The sequence below is a fragment of the Pseudomonas sp. 203-8 genome (assembly GCF_020708595.1).
Classification (GTDB): Bacteria; Pseudomonadota; Gammaproteobacteria; order Pseudomonadales; family Pseudomonadaceae; genus Pseudomonas; species Pseudomonas aeruginosa.
This window is the reverse complement of record NZ_JAJFDF010000015.1, coordinates 21,676-36,603: the sequence shown is the minus strand read 5'-3', so window position 1 is coordinate 36,603 and position 14,928 is coordinate 21,676. Positions and strand designations below refer to the sequence as shown.

The 14,928-nt window shown below is 67.8% G+C and carries 10 protein-coding genes; 3 read left to right on the top strand and 7 right to left on the bottom strand.

The window, feature by feature from the left end; all coding sequences use genetic code 11:
• Positions 1–3,126 carry a transglycosylase domain-containing protein gene (locus LJF27_RS28570; RefSeq protein ID WP_025921241.1) on the bottom strand — a complete coding sequence of 1,042 codons (3,126 nt, stop codon included), beginning with the start codon at positions 3,124–3,126 and terminating at the stop codon, positions 1–3.
• A gap of 154 nt (positions 3,127–3,280) precedes the next feature.
• Here LJF27_RS28570 and LJF27_RS28565 point away from each other — a divergent pair, with 154 nt between their 5' ends.
• Entirely contained in the window at positions 3,281–3,490 is a 210-nt protein-coding gene (locus LJF27_RS28565) for a hypothetical protein (RefSeq protein WP_009875978.1), read from the top strand.
• A gap of 430 nt (positions 3,491–3,920) precedes the next feature.
• Positions 3,921–5,336: an amino acid permease gene (locus tag LJF27_RS28560; RefSeq protein WP_003103066.1), complete on the top strand. Its 1,416-nt coding sequence runs from the start codon at positions 3,921–3,923 to the stop codon at positions 5,334–5,336.
• A 125-nt stretch (positions 5,337–5,461) separates the two neighbouring features.
• Here the strand turns inward: LJF27_RS28560 and LJF27_RS28555 are convergent, their stop codons facing one another.
• A complete protein-coding gene (locus tag LJF27_RS28555) occupies positions 5,462–6,277 on the bottom strand; it encodes a sulfite exporter TauE/SafE family protein (RefSeq protein WP_023116716.1) in 816 nt (271 codons plus the stop codon).
• A gap of 106 nt (positions 6,278–6,383) precedes the next feature.
• Between LJF27_RS28555 and LJF27_RS28550 the strand changes: the two genes are divergently transcribed.
• Positions 6,384–7,172, top strand: coding sequence for an AraC family transcriptional regulator (locus LJF27_RS28550; protein ID WP_023116715.1), 789 nt, complete (start codon positions 6,384–6,386; stop codon positions 7,170–7,172).
• On the opposite strand, the gene prpD is transcribed toward LJF27_RS28550, so the two are convergent.
• From prpD to prpB, 5 genes are all read right to left on the bottom strand, one after another.
• Entirely contained in the window at positions 7,150–8,634 is a 1,485-nt protein-coding gene (gene prpD, locus LJF27_RS28545) for a 2-methylcitrate dehydratase (RefSeq protein ID WP_003103059.1), read from the bottom strand. The two genes, LJF27_RS28550 and prpD, sit on opposite strands and share 23 nt — an antisense overlap.
• Before the next feature lie 134 nt (positions 8,635–8,768).
• Positions 8,769–9,956: a 2-methylaconitate cis-trans isomerase PrpF gene (gene prpF, locus LJF27_RS28540; RefSeq protein WP_003103056.1), complete on the bottom strand. Its 1,188-nt coding sequence runs from the start codon at positions 9,954–9,956 to the stop codon at positions 8,769–8,771.
• Between the two features lie 118 nt (positions 9,957–10,074).
• Positions 10,075–12,681, bottom strand: coding sequence for a Fe/S-dependent 2-methylisocitrate dehydratase AcnD (gene acnD, locus LJF27_RS28535; protein WP_003085627.1), 2,607 nt, complete (start codon positions 12,679–12,681; stop codon positions 10,075–10,077).
• 130 nt (positions 12,682–12,811) lie between these two features.
• The gene (gene prpC / locus LJF27_RS28530) at positions 12,812–13,939 is read right to left on the bottom strand and encodes a bifunctional 2-methylcitrate synthase/citrate synthase (RefSeq protein ID WP_023103467.1); all 1,128 of its coding nucleotides are present in this window, start codon (positions 13,937–13,939) and stop codon (positions 12,812–12,814) included.
• A 92-nt stretch (positions 13,940–14,031) separates the two neighbouring features.
• Positions 14,032–14,928, bottom strand: coding sequence for a methylisocitrate lyase (gene prpB / locus LJF27_RS28525; protein ID WP_003103044.1), 897 nt, complete (start codon positions 14,926–14,928; stop codon positions 14,032–14,034).

Sequence of the window (14,928 nt, the reverse complement as noted above, 5' to 3'; positions counted from 1 at the left end):
CTACAGGCGGCCGATCTGTTGCGGCGACAACGGTACCTGGCAGCGGGTGGCGGTGCGTGGGTCGAGGTAGTCCCTGAGGAGCGGTGCCATGCCCTTGAGTACCTGCACTGGCAGGGCCGAGGTGAACTTGAACTGGCTCGACTCGCTGCCGTCGACGTAGGCGGTGAGGGTACCGAAGTGCCGCGGGCCGATGTAGAAGACGAAAGTGGCGGTGCGGTTCAGTGCCTTCGAACTGCGCACGTGGCCGCCGGCGCTGAAGGTCTGCAGGCGGTTGTCGCCGGTGCCGGTCTTGCCGCCCATCACCAGTGGCGCGCCGTCCGGACGGCTGAAGGTGCCTTGCAGGCGCCGCGCGGTGCCGGCGTCGACCACCTGGGACAGCGCGTTGCGCAGGGTCGTGGCGACCTCCGAGGTCATCACCCGCTGGCCGAGGGTGGCTTCCGGGGCGAAGCGCGTCTCGTAGGGCGTACCCAGGGCGAAGTCGAGGTGCTCCAGGCGCAGGGTCGGCATGCGCACGCCATCGTTGACGATGATCCCCATCAGTTCGGCCAGCGCCGCCGGGCGGTCGCCGGAGCTGCCCAGGGCGGTGGCGTAGGAGGGCACCAGGTGATCGAAGGGATAGCCGAGTTTCTTCCATTGCTGGTGCAGGTCGAGGAAGGCCTCCACCTCCAGCAGGATGCGGATGCGCTTGTCGCGGGCGTTCTTGTGCCGCGACTTGAACAGCCAGCCGTAGACCTCCTTGCGCTCGGCGCCGCTGGCCGCCACCGCCTCGCCGAAGGTCGCCTGCGGCTGCTTCTGCAGATAGCCGAGCAGCCATAGCTCCAGCGGGTGCACGCGGGCGACGTAGCCCTGGTCGTTGAGGTTGAACTTGCCCGGGCCGTAGCGCTCGTACAGCTCGGCGGCGCGCTTGTCGGTCAGGCTGCCGCGGGGCAGGCGTTCGCGGAGGAAGGCGCTGAAGCTCGCCAGGTCGGCCTGTGGCTGCAGGTAGCGGTGGATCGCGGCCAGCCGCACCGGCCAGGGACGCAGGCCGTCGAGGAAGGTCTCCAGGCGCTGGTTGGCGTCCTTGTCGCGGTACTTGACCCAGAAGCGGCGCAGGTAGACCTGGCTTTCCTTGTCGACGAAACGGTCGAGGTAGTCGGCGCGGCGCGGGTCCTTGTCGTCGGCCAGCAACTGCACCTTGCTCCCGGCGTTCTGGTAGATATCGTGGCGGATCAGGTCGCGCAGCAGGCGCACGAAGGGCAGGTTGATCGATTCGCGCAGGGCTTCCAGCAGCATCGGCCGGCGGCCGTTGTCTTCCTTGCGGAAGTTGTTGAAGGTGTGCAGCCCGCCGCCGGTGAAGAAGCTCTCGTAGGGGCTGGCCGAATAGCGCCGTTCCATGGCCGCCTGGAGCATCGCGGAAAGATCGCGGTCGCGGCTGGCGACCAGGTAGTCGATGCCCCAGCGGAGGATGAAATCGAGCGGCTCCACTTCCACCTTGCGCAGCTCGGCGACGCTCATGCCGCCATAGTCGCGGTGGATCTGCGCGACGGTCTCCAGGTAGCTGGCCAGCACCCGTAGCTTGGCGGTGGAGCCCAACTCCAGCTTGCTGCCTTCGTTGATGTCGAAGGGCTGGTCGGTGTTGTCGGTCTGCACCCGCACCTGGTTGCCGCTCGGCGTACGTTCGAACAGGGTGAAGCTGTAGCGTACCGAGCGGGTCGAGGTCGGGGTCAGCAGGCGTTCGCCGATCAGCCCGAGCTGGGCGGCGTAGTCCGGGTCGGCGAGTTTCTGCAAGTAGGCGGTGACGCTTTCCTGCAACTCGTGCTGGAGGGTGGTATTGGCCCGCAGGTCGAGACGGTCGAGGTCGTACAGTGGCACGCCGAGCATCCCGGCCAGGCGGGTGCGAGCCAGGGTCACGCCCTTGTTGGTCGGCAGCGGTTGCACCGTCGGCTGGCTGCGTGGGTCGCGGAACGCCAGCTTCTGCGCCAGCGCCGCATCGCGTAACGGCGCCTCGATGACGCCGGCCTGGGTCAGGACCCGCAGGTGGCTGTCGGTCATCCGGTCCAGCTCGTCGCGGCCGCGCGGCGCCAGATAGAAGGAAGGCCGGCGGTGGGCGATCATCAGCGCCAGCACCTGGCGCAGGGCCAGGCCCTGGGCGGCGAGTCCGGCCTTGCCGTCGAGTGCCTCGCCGACCTGCCGGTAGTCGGCGCCGTACCAGACCCACAGGCCATCGGCCAGGCCGGTGACCTCGCCGTAGCCCGGCGCCGCCGACAGCGGCACCGAGTTGAGGTAGGTGAGCACGATGTCCTGGCGCGCGGCGAAGTTGGCCGGGCCTTCGCGATAGCTGCGTACGCTGGCCGAGAGCATCTGCCGCAGCTTGTCGCCGATGCTGCCGGTGCGCCCTTCGGCAGAGTGGCGGTATTTCTCGATCTGGGTCGCCAGGGTGCTGCCGCCGGAGGAGTGCGCGCTGAAGCCGAGCATCTTGCCGACCTGCGACAGCGCCGCCTGGGTGAAGCGACCCCAGTCCACCGCCGGGTTGAGGTAGGGGCGTTCGTGATCGAGCAGGTCGCGGTTCTCGATGAACAGCAGGCTCTGCACCACCAGCGGCGGCAGGCTGGCGAAGTTCGCGTAGCGCCGTTGCGGATAGCGGAAGTCGTAGATCGGCACGCCGCGGCAATCGGCGATGTCCAGCCCGGCCTGGGCCTTTTCCGCGTAGGGCGGGAACAGCCGGTGTTCGGCGTAGCGCATCAGTGCCGGGGAGAAGTGCGCCTGGCGGGTGATGGCGTAGTCGCGGTCGTACAGGCGCTGCATGAACGAAGGCAGCAACTGGTAGCCGAGGCGGCGGTCGAAGGGGCCGTCCGCCGGGAACAGGATGGCCTCGCTGGGACCCTGGCGCACCTCGTAGCCCAGGGTCGCGGCATAGCGTGCCAGCTCGCGTGCCTGCAGCCGCGAGGTGTGCGCTTCGTGAAGTACCACGATGCCCACCGCGGCGAGGATCGGCAAGGCGAAGCCGATCAGCATCAGGCGTTGGCGGAGACGGCTTTTTCGAGGAGAAGCGGAGGCAGGGAGACTGCAGGGTTGCAGCTCGGAAGGGTCGTTCGTGGATCGTTCTGATGCACCCATGCTCGCACCGCCTGTAGCTGCGCAATTCATCCGCACCTGGGGGGAAGTCTAGTTGTCCCGCTGCAACCCTGCTGTCATTCGTGCAAGGAAAATCTCCCCGGTGGCAATCGGACGACCGAGGATTGGAGCGGCGTGGCGCAGGGGTTAGAGTGTCTGTCTGAGTTCCTTGTGTTTCGGGTCCGGAATGTCGATGCGCACACTTTTTCCCCTTCTCGTCGGTGTCGTCCTGGCGGGTTTCTCCGGCCTCGCGGCGCAGGCCGCGCCGGCGCCCTTCTACAAATGGCAGAGCAAGCTCGACGGCCAGGTCGCCTGCATGCAGACCTCGCCGGGAGACGGCTGGGTCAGGCTCGACGGCCCCTACCGCGATCTCCGCTGCCGCGAACCCCTGCGCTGACCCCATGCAGCGCAGCCGGCTGCTCGAGCGCAGCTGGCGCCTGCAAGGCCAGCGCGAAACCGTCCACTCCCGGCTCGGCCGGCCGCTGTCCCTGCTGCTGCGCGCGCGGCCCAGGGAGTGAATCCATTCAGCGTTGGCGGTCCTTACGCCTTTGGTCCAGTTGCCCCATCGCGGGGCATGACGGCCTTGAAATCTTGTGTAAAACTCCGGCCCGACCTCAGTTGTAGTCGACTCCCGCAATGCCCACGTTCGCTCCACGAGAGCGGACAGCCTCTTCCGGTGTGCAGTCCTGGAACCTATGACGCCCCGTCGTCGCCCGCTGTGCGGTATCGCGCAGGGGCCGCGCCGTTGGCGAAATCCGCTTCCCTACCCCGACCGCACGAGCGAGTCCGCAACTGATCTATCTCAATAACAAAATGAGGTTGTTCCCATGTCGTCTGTCGGCGAACAGAAGGTTCAAGACGGCTCCCTGAAGCGCGAGCTCGGTGAGCGACACATCCGCCTGATGGCGCTCGGCGCCTGTATCGGCGTCGGCCTGTTCCTGGGCTCGGCGAAGGCCATCCAGATGGCCGGCCCGGCCATCATGATCTCCTACATCCTCGGCGGCCTGGCGATCCTGGTGATCATGCGCGCCCTCGGCGAGATGGCGGTACACAATCCGGTGGCCGGTTCCTTCAGCCAGTACGCCAAGGACTACCTGGGCCCGCTGGCGGGCTTCATCACCGGCTGGAACTACTGGTTCCTCTGGCTGGTGACCTGTGTCGCCGAAATCACCGCCGTCGCCGTCTACATGGGTATCTGGTTCCCCGACGTGCCGCGCTGGATCTGGGCCCTGGCGGCCCTGGCGAGCATGGGCACGATCAACCTCATCGCGGTGCGTGCCTTCGGCGAGTTCGAGTTCTGGTTCGCCCTGATCAAGATCGTCACCATCCTGGCGATGGTGGTGGTCGGCATCGGCATGATCGCCTTCGGCTTCGGCAACGACGGCATCGCCACCGGCATCTCCAACCTCTGGGCCCACGGCGGCTTCATGCCCAATGGCATCCAGGGCGTGCTGATGTCGCTGCAGATGGTGATGTTCGCCTACCTCGGGGTGGAAATGATCGGCCTCACCGCCGGCGAAGCGCGTAACCCGACCAAGACCATTCCCAGCGCGATCAACTCGGTGTTCTGGCGCATCCTGCTGTTCTATGTCGGCTCGCTGTTCGTGATCATGTCGCTCTATCCGTGGAACGAGATCGGCACCCAGGGCAGCCCCTTCGTGATGACCTTCGAGCGCATGGGCATCAAGACCGCCGCCGGGATCATCAACTTCGTGGTGATCACCGCCGCGCTGTCGTCCTGCAATGGCGGCATCTTCAGTACCGGGCGCATGCTCTACAGCCTGGCCCAGCATCGCCAGGCCCCGGCCTTCTTCGGCAAGGCCTCGCGCAGCGGCGTACCGCGCCGGGCGCTGATCCTGTCGATCCTGGCGCTGCTGCTGGGCGTGTTGCTGAACTACCTGGTGCCGGAGAAGGTATTCGTCTGGGTGACTTCCATCGCCACCTTCGGCGCGATCTGGACCTGGGCGATGATCCTGCTGGCCCAGTTGCGCTTCCGCAAGACGCTCAGCCCGGCCGAGTGCGACAAGCTGCAATACCGCATGTGGCTGTACCCGGTCAGTTCCTACCTGGCGCTGGCGTTCCTGGTGATGGTGGTGGTGCTGATGGCCTTCTTCGAGGACACCCGCATCGCCCTCTACATCGGCCCGCCGTTCATCCTGCTGCTGACCGTCCTGTACTACGCCTTCAACCTGGCGCCGAAGGAGCCTGCCGGCACCGGCTCGGTAAGCCGCGCGGCGTCCTGAGCGGTGTAGCGCCGGAAAAGAAAAGGGGCCTCGGACGAGGCCCTTTTTTCGTTGCGCCGATATCCGGTCCGGTGCATCCGGCGGATAACGCCGTTGGCGTTATTCGCCCTACCCAGGCTGGGGCATCAGCCCGCCAGCATGCTCAGCATCACCGCCGCCAGCAGGCCGACGTACACCCGTGCATGCAGCGCATCGGGAATCCGCCCGATCAGCGGGGTCGCCAGGCGGATGCCGAGCCAGCCGCCGCCGGCCAGGGTGGCGAAGGCCAGCAGGTCGATGTAGCCGACGAAGCCTCGGCCCAGGCCTTGCTCCTGGTAGCCGGCCAGGACCAGGTAGGTAAGGGTGCCGCCAAGAGCCACCGGCAGGCTCAGCGGGTTGGCCATGGAGGTCGCCTGGGTCATGCTCAGCCCGCAGCGGCGCAGCAGTGGTACGGTCATCACGCTGCCTCCGACGCCGAGGAAGGTGGCGATCGCACCGATCAGCGTTCCGCCCAGGCGCGTCTCGCCGACGCCCAGCGGCCGCGCCTGGCGCTCCTCGGCGCGGCTGAGGAAGCCGCGACGCAACAGGCAGTCGAGGATGGTGATGGCGAGGTAGGCGACGAAGGCCAGGCGAATGAAGTCGCCGCTGGCCAGGCCGACCAGCGCCGCGCCAAGCACCGCGCCGATACCGATGTACGCGCCCAGCGGCCAGACATAGGCGCGCAGCAGGCTGCCGGCGCGCCGGTGGCGATAGGTGGCGAGGGCGGCGTTGACGATCATCACGCAGGTCGAGGTGGCCACCGCGACCTGCATGGCCGCCTGGGCCTGCGGGTCGTCGGCGGCGCGACCGAGTTGCAGCAGGTGATAGAGCAGCGGCACCACCACGAAGCCGCCGCCAAAGCCGAACAACACGGCGCTGACCCCGGTGAGGCAGCCGCAGAGAAAGAGCAGGAGATAGAACATGGCGGGTTTCCGGAGCGAGAGCGGAAGGCCAGCTTAGGCGTCCCGGGGCTGGCCCGCTTCGCGAGGTTGGCCAATACTATTCGTGTTTCGGCCAGGTGCTTCGACCATGCGCAACGCTTCCATCGAGCAGTACGACGCCACGCCCCGGGCCGTGGTGGCCATGGGTACCGACTATCCCGACGGCTACCTGCTGCCGCGCCATCGGCATCGTCGCGCGCAATTGCTGTACGGTGCCAGCGGGGTGATGCAGGTGCGTACCGGCGACGCCGGCTGGGTGGTGCCGCCACAGCGCGCAGTGTGGATTCCGCCGGGCGTCGAGCACGAGGTGCGAATGCTCGGGGTGAGCACCCGCAGCCTGTACATCGAGCCCGGCAGCGCCATGGCGATGCCGGCGCACTGCCAGGTGCTGGCGGTGTCGCCGCTGCTGCGGCAACTGTTGCTGGCGGCGGTGGACATGCCCCTGGAATACGACACCGAAGGTCGCGACGGCGCGTTGGCGACGCTGTTGCTCCATGAGCTGGCGGTGGCCGAGACGCTGCCGCTGCACGTGCCCTTGCCGCCCGAGCCGCGCTGGCTGGCGCTCTGCGAGGCGTTCCTCGTCGAGCCCGACATCCGCGCCAGCGCCGAACGCTGGGCCGGGTTGCTGCATACCAGCCTGCGCAGTTTCAACCGCACCTTCCGTCGCTACACCGGCCTCAGCTTCGGTGCCTGGAAGCAACGCGCCTGCGTGGTGCAGGCACTGGCGCGGCTGGCCGGCGGCGAAACGGTCACCGCCATCGCCCTGGACTGCGGCTACCAGAGCCCGGCAGCCTTCTCGACCATGTTCCGCCGGGTCCTCGGCCAGCCGCCCAGCGCCTTCCAGGCGGGCGCGCTCAGATCGCCAGGAGGTCCATGAAGCGGTTCACCGGCGTGGCTTCCAGCGATGCCTGGTGGCTGCACAGGTCGAAGATCCTCTGGCAGCGCTGCGGCGGGAAGCGCGTGGCCAGGTTGGCCTTGAACTTCTCCTGCAGCAGCGGGATGCCTTCGGCGCGCCGGCGGCGATGGCCGAGCGGGTACTCCACGGCGACCTGGCCGGTGCTGCTGCCGTCGTCGAAGAACACTTCCACGGCGTTGGCGATGGAGCGCTTGTCCGCCTCCAGGTATTCACGGCTGTAGCGCGGCTCCTCGACGATCTCCATTTTCTCGCGCAAGCGGTCGATCAGCGGGTGGGCGGCGTGGAAGGCGTCCTCGTAGTGCTCGGCCACCAGGTCGCCGAAGATCAGCGGCACGGCGGTCATGTACTGCAGGCAATGGTCGCGGTCGGCGGGGTTGGCCAGCGGGCCGACCTTGGAAATGATGCGGATCGCCGACTCGTGGGTGGTGATGACGATGCGGCTGATCCGTTGCAGGCGGTCCTTCACCAGCGGATGCAGGCGCACGGCGGCCTCGGCGGCGGTCTGCGCGTGGAATTCGGCGGGGAAGCTGATCTTGAACAGCACGTTTTCCATCACGTAGCTGCCGTAGCCCTGGGGGAAGCTGAAGCGCCGCTTGTCCTCGGGCTTGGTCGCCAGGTCCTTGCTGGTGTGGCTGAACAGGACATCGTAGAAACCCCATTGCGGCGCGCTGAGCACGCCGGGGATGCCCATCTCGCCGCGCAAGGCGATGTCCGCCAGGCGCACGCCGCGGCTCGTCGCGTCGCCAGCGGCCCAGGACTTGCGCGAGCCGGCGTTCGGTGCGTGACGGTAGGTGCGCAGGGCCTGGCCGTCGACGAAGGCGTGGGAGAGGGCGGCCAGCAGTTGCTCGCGGTCGGCCCCCATCAGCTTGGCGCAGACGGCGGTGGACGCGACCTTGACCAGCAGCACATGGTCGAGGCCGACGCGATTGAACGAGTTCTCCAGGGCGATCACGCCCTGGATCTCGTGGGCCATGATCATCGCTTCCAGTACCTGGCGCATGCTCAGCGGCGCTTCGCCGTTGGCCAGGCGTTTCTGCGAGAGGTGGTCGGCGACGGCGAGGATGCCGCCGAGGTTGTCCGAGGGATGGCCCCACTCGGCGGCCAGCCAGGTGTCGTTGTAGTCCAGCCAGCGGACGATGCAGCCGATGTCCCAGGCGGCCTTGACCGGGTCGAGCCGGAAGGAGGTGCCCGGCACCCGCGCGCCGTGCGGGACCAGGGTGCCCTCGACCAGCGGGCCGAGGTGCTTGGTGCATTCCGGGAAGCGCAGCGCCAGCAGGCCGCAGCCGAGGGTATCCATCAGGCAGTTGCGGGCGGTGTCCAGGGCCTCCGTGGAATCGATGCGGTAGTCCAGCACGTAGTCGGCGATGTCCTGCAGGACGGCGTCGTAGTCGGGACGTTGGTTGAGATCGACGTTGGCACTCATCGCGTACTCCAGTGGTTCGTAAGTGGTGGGTTTCCTCTCGGGTCAGGCTGGTTCGGGGATGGTTTTTCTTGTCGTGGCTGCAAGACGCCCCGGCCTTTCGCGGTGGCGGAAGGCCGGGGCAAGGATAGGTCGGTTCAGAAGGCGTCGCCGGGTACGCGCACCCAGCCTTCCATGAGGATTCGCGCGCTGCGGCTCATGATCGCCTTGGTCACCGTCCATTCGCCGTTCGCCTGGCTGGCCTCGGCGCCCACTCGCAGGGTGCCGGAGGGATGGCCGAAGCGTACCGCGCTGCGTTCGCCGCCGCCGGCGGCGAGGTTCACCAGGGTGCCGGGAATGGCTGCGGCGGTGCCGATGGCCACCGCCGCGGTACCCATCATCGCGTGGTGCAGCTTGCCCATGGACAGCGCGCGGACCAGCAGGTCGATATCGCCGGCCGCCACCAGCTTGCCGCTGGCGGTGCGGTAGTCGCGGGGCGGGGCGACGAAGGCGATCTTCGGCGTGTGCTGGCGGGTCGCGGCTTCCTCGGGGGTCTTGATCAGGCCCATGCGCAGGGCGCCGGCGACGCGGATCCGTTCGAAGCGCGCCAGTTGCTGCGGGTCTCCGTTGATCTCTTCGCGCAGCTCGGTGCCGCGGTAGCCGATCTCCTCGGCATTGACGAACACCGTGGGAATCCCGGCGTTGATCATGGTCGCCTTGAAGGTACCGACCCCCGGCACCTCCAGATCGTCCACCAGGTTGCCGGTGGGGAACATGGCGCCGCCGTCCTCGCCGTCGTCGGACGGGTCGAGGAACTCCAGCACGATCTCGGCCGCCGGGAAGGTCACTCCGTCCAGCTCGAAGTCGCCGGTTTCCTGGACTTGGCCGCCGCTCACCGGCACGTGGGCGATGATGGTCTTGCCGATATTGGCCTGCCAGATGCGCACCTCGCAGATGCCGTCTTCCGGTATCCGCGCCGGATCCACCAGCCCGGCGTGCAGGGCGAAGGCGCCGGCCCCGGTGGAGAGGTTGCCGCAGTTGCCGCTCCAGTCGACGAAGGGCTTGTCGATGGAGACCTGGCCGTAGAGGTAGTCGACGTCATGGCCCGGCTGGCTGCTCTTCGAGAGGATCACGCACTTGCTGGTGCTGGAGGTGGCGCCGCCCATCCCGTCGATGTGCGCGGCATAGGGGTCGGGGCTGCCGATCACCCGCATGAACAGCCGATCGCGCGCCTCGCCGGGGACCCGGCAGGATTCCGGCAGGTCTTCCAGGCGGAAGAACACGCCCTTGCTGGTGCCGCCGCGCAGGTAGGTGGCGGGGATGCGGATCTGGGGTGGGTGGGCCATGCGTCGTCGTCCTCGGCAATCGAATTCAGGGGCAGCGGCTGCGTTCGACAGCCGCTGCCGGTCGTCGGCGGATGACGCTACGCGTCGTCCGTCCTACCAGGGTGTTTCGCCGGCGCCATCAGGCGCCGGCCGCCTCCAGGAAGTCCTGGGCGAAGCGTTGCAGTACGCCGCCGGCTTCGTAGATGGAGACTTCCTCGTCGCTGTCCAGGCGGCAGGTCACCGGCACTTCGAGCCGCTCCCCGTCGCGCCGGTGGATGACCAGGGTCAGGTCGGCGCGCGGCCGGCGAGCGCCGAGCACGTCGAAGGTCTCGCTGCCGTCGATCCCCAGGGTCAGGCGGGTGGTACCCGGCTTGAACTCCAGCGGCAGCACGCCCATGCCGATCAGGTTGGTGCGGTGGATGCGCTCGAAGCCCTCGGCGACGATCGCCTCCACCCCGGCCAGGCGCACGCCCTTGGCCGCCCAGTCGCGCGAAGAACCCTGCCCGTAGTCGGCGCCGGCGACGATGATCAGCGGCTGCTTGCGCTCCATGTAGGTCTCGATGGCTTCCCACATGCGCATCACCTTGCCTTCCGGCTCGACCCGCGCCAGCGAACCCTGCTTCACGCTGCCGTCGGCGTTGCGCACCATCTCGTTGAACAGCTTCGGGTTGGCGAAGGTCGCGCGTTGTGCGGTGAGGTGGTCGCCGCGGTGGGTGGCGTAGGAGTTGAAGTCCTCCTCGGGCAGGCCCATTTTCGCCAGGTATTCGCCCGCCGCGCTGTCGGCGAGGATCGCGTTGGACGGCGACAGGTGGTCGGTGGTGATGTTGTCCGGCAGCACCGCCAGCGGGCGCATGCCGCGCAGGGTGCGTTCGCCGGCGAGGGCGCCTTCCCAGTACGGCGGGCGGCGGATGTAGGTGCTCGTCGGGCGCCAGGCGTAGAGCGGGTCGACCTTCTCGCGCTCGCCGTGGGTGATGTCGAACATCGGGATGTAGACCTGGCGGAACTGCTCGGGCTTCACCGCCGCCCTGACCACCGCGTCGATCTCTTCGTCGCTCGGCCAGAGGTCCTTCAGGCGGATCTCCTTGCCGTCCACCACGCCGAGCACGTCACGCTCGATGTCGAAGCGGATGGTCCCGGCGATGGCGTAGGCCACCACCAGCGGCGGCGAGGCGAGGAAGGCCTGCTTGGCGTAGGGGTGGATGCGCCCGTCGAAGTTGCGGTTGCCGGAGAGCACCGCGGTGGCGTACAGGTCGCGCTCGACGATCTCCTGCTGGATCGCCGGGTCGAGGGCGCCGGACATGCCGTTGCAAGACGTGCAGGCGTAGGCCACCACGCCGAAGCCGAGGGCTTCCAGGTGCGGCAGCAGGCCGGCTTCGCGCAGGTATTCGGTGACCACCTTGGAGCCGGGTGCCAGCGAGGTCTTCACCCATGGCTTGCGGACCAGGCCGAGGCGGTCGGCGTTGCGCGCCAGCAGGCCGGCGGCGATCACGTTGCGCGGGTTGCTGGTGTTGGTGCAACTGGTGATCGCGGCGATGATCACCGCGCCGTCCGGCATCAGGCCCTCGGCTTCCTCGGCGCGGGCCCGCTCGAGGTTGCCGGCGATGCCTTTCGCCGCCAGTTCGCTGGTGGCGACCCTGGCGTGCGGATTGGACGGGCCGGCCATGTTGCGCACCACGCTGGACAGGTCGAACTTCAGTACCCGCTCGTACTCGGCGTCGACCAGGCTGTCGGCCCAGAGCCCGGCGGTGCGCGCATAGGCCTCCACCAGGGCGACCTGCTCGTCGTCGCGGCCGGTGAGGCGCAGGTAGTCGATGGTCTGCTGGTCGATGGCGAACATCGCCGCGGTGGCGCCGTATTCCGGAGCCATGTTGGAGATGGTCGCGCGGTCGCCGAGGGTCAGGCTGGAGGCGCCTTCGCCGTAGAACTCCAGGTAGGCGCCGACCACCTTCTGCTTGCGCAGGAACTCGGTCAGGGCCAGCACCACGTCGGTGGCGGTGATGCCCGGCTGGCGACGGCCGCTCAGCTCGACGCCGACGATGTCCGGCAGGCGCATCCAGGAGGCGCGGCCGAGCATCACGTTTTCCGCTTCCAGGCCGCCGACGCCGATGGCGATCACGCCCAGGGCGTCGACGTGCGGGGTATGGCTGTCGGTGCCCACGCAGGTATCGGGGAAGGCCACGCCGTCGCGCGCCTGGATCACCGGCGACATTTTCTCCAGGTTGATCTGGTGCATGATGCCGTTGCCCGGCGGGATCACGTCGACGTTGCGGAAGGCCTGCTTGGTCCAGTCGATGAAGTGGAAGCGGTCCTCGTTGCGGCGGTCCTCGATGGCGCGGTTCTTGGCGAAGGCCTCGGGGTCGTAGCCGCCGCATTCCACCGCCAGCGAGTGGTCGACGATCAGTTGCACCGGCACCACCGGGTTGACCTGGGCCGGGTCGCCGCCCTTGTCGGCGATGGCGTCGCGCAGGCCGGCGAGGTCGACCAGCGCGGTCTGCCCGAGGATGTCATGGCAGACCACCCGCGCCGGGTACCAGGGGAAGTCGAGGTCGCGCTTGCGCTCGACCAGTTGGCGCAGCGAAGCCTCCAGGGTCGCCGGGTCGCAGCGGCGCACCAGGTTCTCGGCGAGCACGCGGGAGGTATAGGGCAGCTTGGCGTAGGCGCCGGGCTGGATCGCCTCGACCGCCTCGCGGGCGTCGAAGTAGTCCAGGCGGGTGCCGGGGAGCGGTTTGCGGTGTGCGCTGTTCATGGCTCGGACTCAATCACGGGGTGTTCGGAAGCGTGTCGCTCGCGCCGTGGCGCAGCCCACGCCGGCCTTTCGAATTCTGGGTGCGGCAACCGTCCGGCGCGCTCGCGTTCGGCGCGCCGGACGGCGTGGATCAGCGTTGCTCCAGCGGCACGAACGCGCGCTGCTCGACGCCGGTGTACTCGGCGCTCGGGCGGATGATGCGGTTGTTGGCGCGCTGTTCGAAGACGTGGGCGGTCCAGCCGCTGGTCCGCGAGCAGACGAAGATCGGCGTGAACAGCTTGGTCGGGATGCCCATGAAGTGATACGCCGAGGCGTGGTAGAAGTCGGCGTTGGGGAACAGCTTCTTCTGCTCCCACATGGTCTTGTCGATGGCCTCGGAAACCGCGAACAGGACCTTGTCGCCGACCTCGTCGGCGAGCTGCTTCGACCAACCCTTGATCACTTCGTTGCGTGGGTCGGAATCCTTGTAGATGGCATGCCCGAAGCCCATGATCTTGTCCTTGCGCTCGAGCATCTTCAGCAGCTCGGCGGTGGCTTCCTGCGGCGAAGAGAAGCGTTCGATCAGTTCCATCGCCGCCTCGTTGGCGCCGCCGTGCAGCGGGCCGCGCAGCGAGCCGATGGCGCCGGTGACGCAGGAGTAGAGGTCGGACAGGGTCGAGGCGCAAACCCGCGCGGTGAAGGTGGATGCGTTGAACTCATGCTCGGCGTAGAGGATCAGCGAGACGTTCATCACCTTCACGTGCAGCTCGCTGGGCTTCTTGCCGTGGAGCAGGGTGAGGAAGTGCCCGCCGATGGTCGGCTCGTCGCTGTTGCAGTCGATGCGCTGGCCTTCGTGGGTGAAGCGGTACCAGTAGGTCATGATCGCCGGGAAGGCGGCGAGCAGGCGGTCGGCGACGTCGCGCTGCTGGTCGAAGCTCAGCTCCGGTTCCAGGGTGCCGAGGACCGAGGCGCCAGTGCGCATCACGTCCATCGGGTGGGCGTCCTTGGGAATCCGTTCGAGAACTTCCTTCAGCGCCTGCGGCAGGTCGCGCTGGCCCTGGAGCTTCTTCAGGTAGGCGTCGAGCTGTTGCTTGTTCGGCAGTTCGCCGTAGAGCAGCAGGTAGGCGACTTCCTCGAAGATCGCCGCCGCCGCCAGGTCGCGGACGTCGTAGCCACGGTAGGTCAGGCCGGCGCCTTCCTGGCCGACGGTGGACAGGGCTGTCTGACCGGCCACCTGGCCACGCAGGCCGGCGCCACTCAGTACTTTTGCTTCAGCCATTGCTCTCTCCTTTCTTGAACTTTTTCTGGATGCTGCAACTCGGTTTCACGGGGTTCGCGGACCGGCGCTCAGGCGCACGCCGGGCTCGATGTTCAGGCGTTCTTCTTCTGCGCGAAGAGCGCGTCGAGCTTCTGCTCGAAGCTGTGGTAATCGATGCGATCGTACAGCTCCATGCGGGTCTGCATGGTATCGATCACATTCTTCTGGGTGCCGTCGCGACGGATCGCGGTGTAGACGTTCTCCGCCGCCTTGTTCATGGCGCGGAAGGCCGACAGCGGGTAGAGCACCAGGGACACGTCGGCGGAGGCCAGTTCGTCGGTGGTGAACAGCGGGGTGGCGCCGAACTCGGTGATGTTGGCCAGCACCGGCACCTTCACCGCGGCGGCGAATTCCTTGTACATGGCCAGTTCGGTCATGGCTTCCGGGAAGATCATGTCGGCACCGGCCTCGACACAGGCGCAGGCGCGGTCGATGGCGGCCTGCAGGCCTTCCACGGCCAGCGCGTCGGTGCGCGCCATGATCACGAAGGAGTCGTCGCTGCGGGCATCGACGGCGGCCTTGATGCGGTCGACCATCTCCTGCTGCGAGACGATCTCCTTGTTCGGCCTATGGCCGCAGCGCTTGGCGCCGACCTGGTCCTCGATATGCATCGCGGCGGCGCCGAACTTGATCATCGACTTCACCGTGCGGGCGACGTTGAACGCCGAGGAGCCGAAGCCGGTGTCGACGTCCACCAGCAGCGGCAGGTCGCAGACGTCGGTGATCCGGCGCACGTCGGTGAGCACGTCGTCGAGGCCGCTGATACCCAGGTCCGGCAGGCCCAGGGAACCGGCGGCGACGCCGCCGCCGGACAGGTAGATGGCCTTGAAGCCGGCGCGCTTGGCCAGCAGGGCGTGGTTGGCGTTGATGGTGCCGACCACCTGCAGCGGGTGTTCGGTGGCCACGGCTTCGCGGAAGCGCTGGCCGGGGGTAAGGGACGTCTGGCTCAT

Bases quoted from the DNA above. Each gene is read 5' to 3' on its own strand.
- prpB (WP_003103044.1), bottom strand. From the start codon at position 14,928: ATGAGCCAGACGTCCCTTACCCCCGGCCAGCGCTTCCGCGAAGCCGTG.
- prpC (WP_023103467.1), bottom strand. From the start codon at position 13,939: ATGGCTGAAGCAAAAGTACTGAGTGGCGCCGGCCTGCGTGGCCAGGTG.
- LJF27_RS28565 (WP_009875978.1), top strand. From the start codon at position 3,281: ATGTCGATGCGCACACTTTTTCCCCTTCTCGTCGGTGTCGTCCTGGCG.
- LJF27_RS28550 (WP_023116715.1), top strand. From the start codon at position 6,384: ATGCGCAACGCTTCCATCGAGCAGTACGACGCCACGCCCCGGGCCGTG.
- LJF27_RS28560 (WP_003103066.1), top strand. From the start codon at position 3,921: ATGTCGTCTGTCGGCGAACAGAAGGTTCAAGACGGCTCCCTGAAGCGC.
- acnD (WP_003085627.1), bottom strand. From the start codon at position 12,681: ATGAACAGCGCACACCGCAAACCGCTCCCCGGCACCCGCCTGGACTAC.
- LJF27_RS28570 (WP_025921241.1), bottom strand. From the start codon at position 3,126: ATGAATTGCGCAGCTACAGGCGGTGCGAGCATGGGTGCATCAGAACGA.
- prpF (WP_003103056.1), bottom strand. From the start codon at position 9,956: ATGGCCCACCCACCCCAGATCCGCATCCCCGCCACCTACCTGCGCGGC.
- prpD (WP_003103059.1), bottom strand. From the start codon at position 8,634: ATGAGTGCCAACGTCGATCTCAACCAACGTCCCGACTACGACGCCGTC.
- LJF27_RS28555 (WP_023116716.1), bottom strand. From the start codon at position 6,277: ATGTTCTATCTCCTGCTCTTTCTCTGCGGCTGCCTCACCGGGGTCAGC.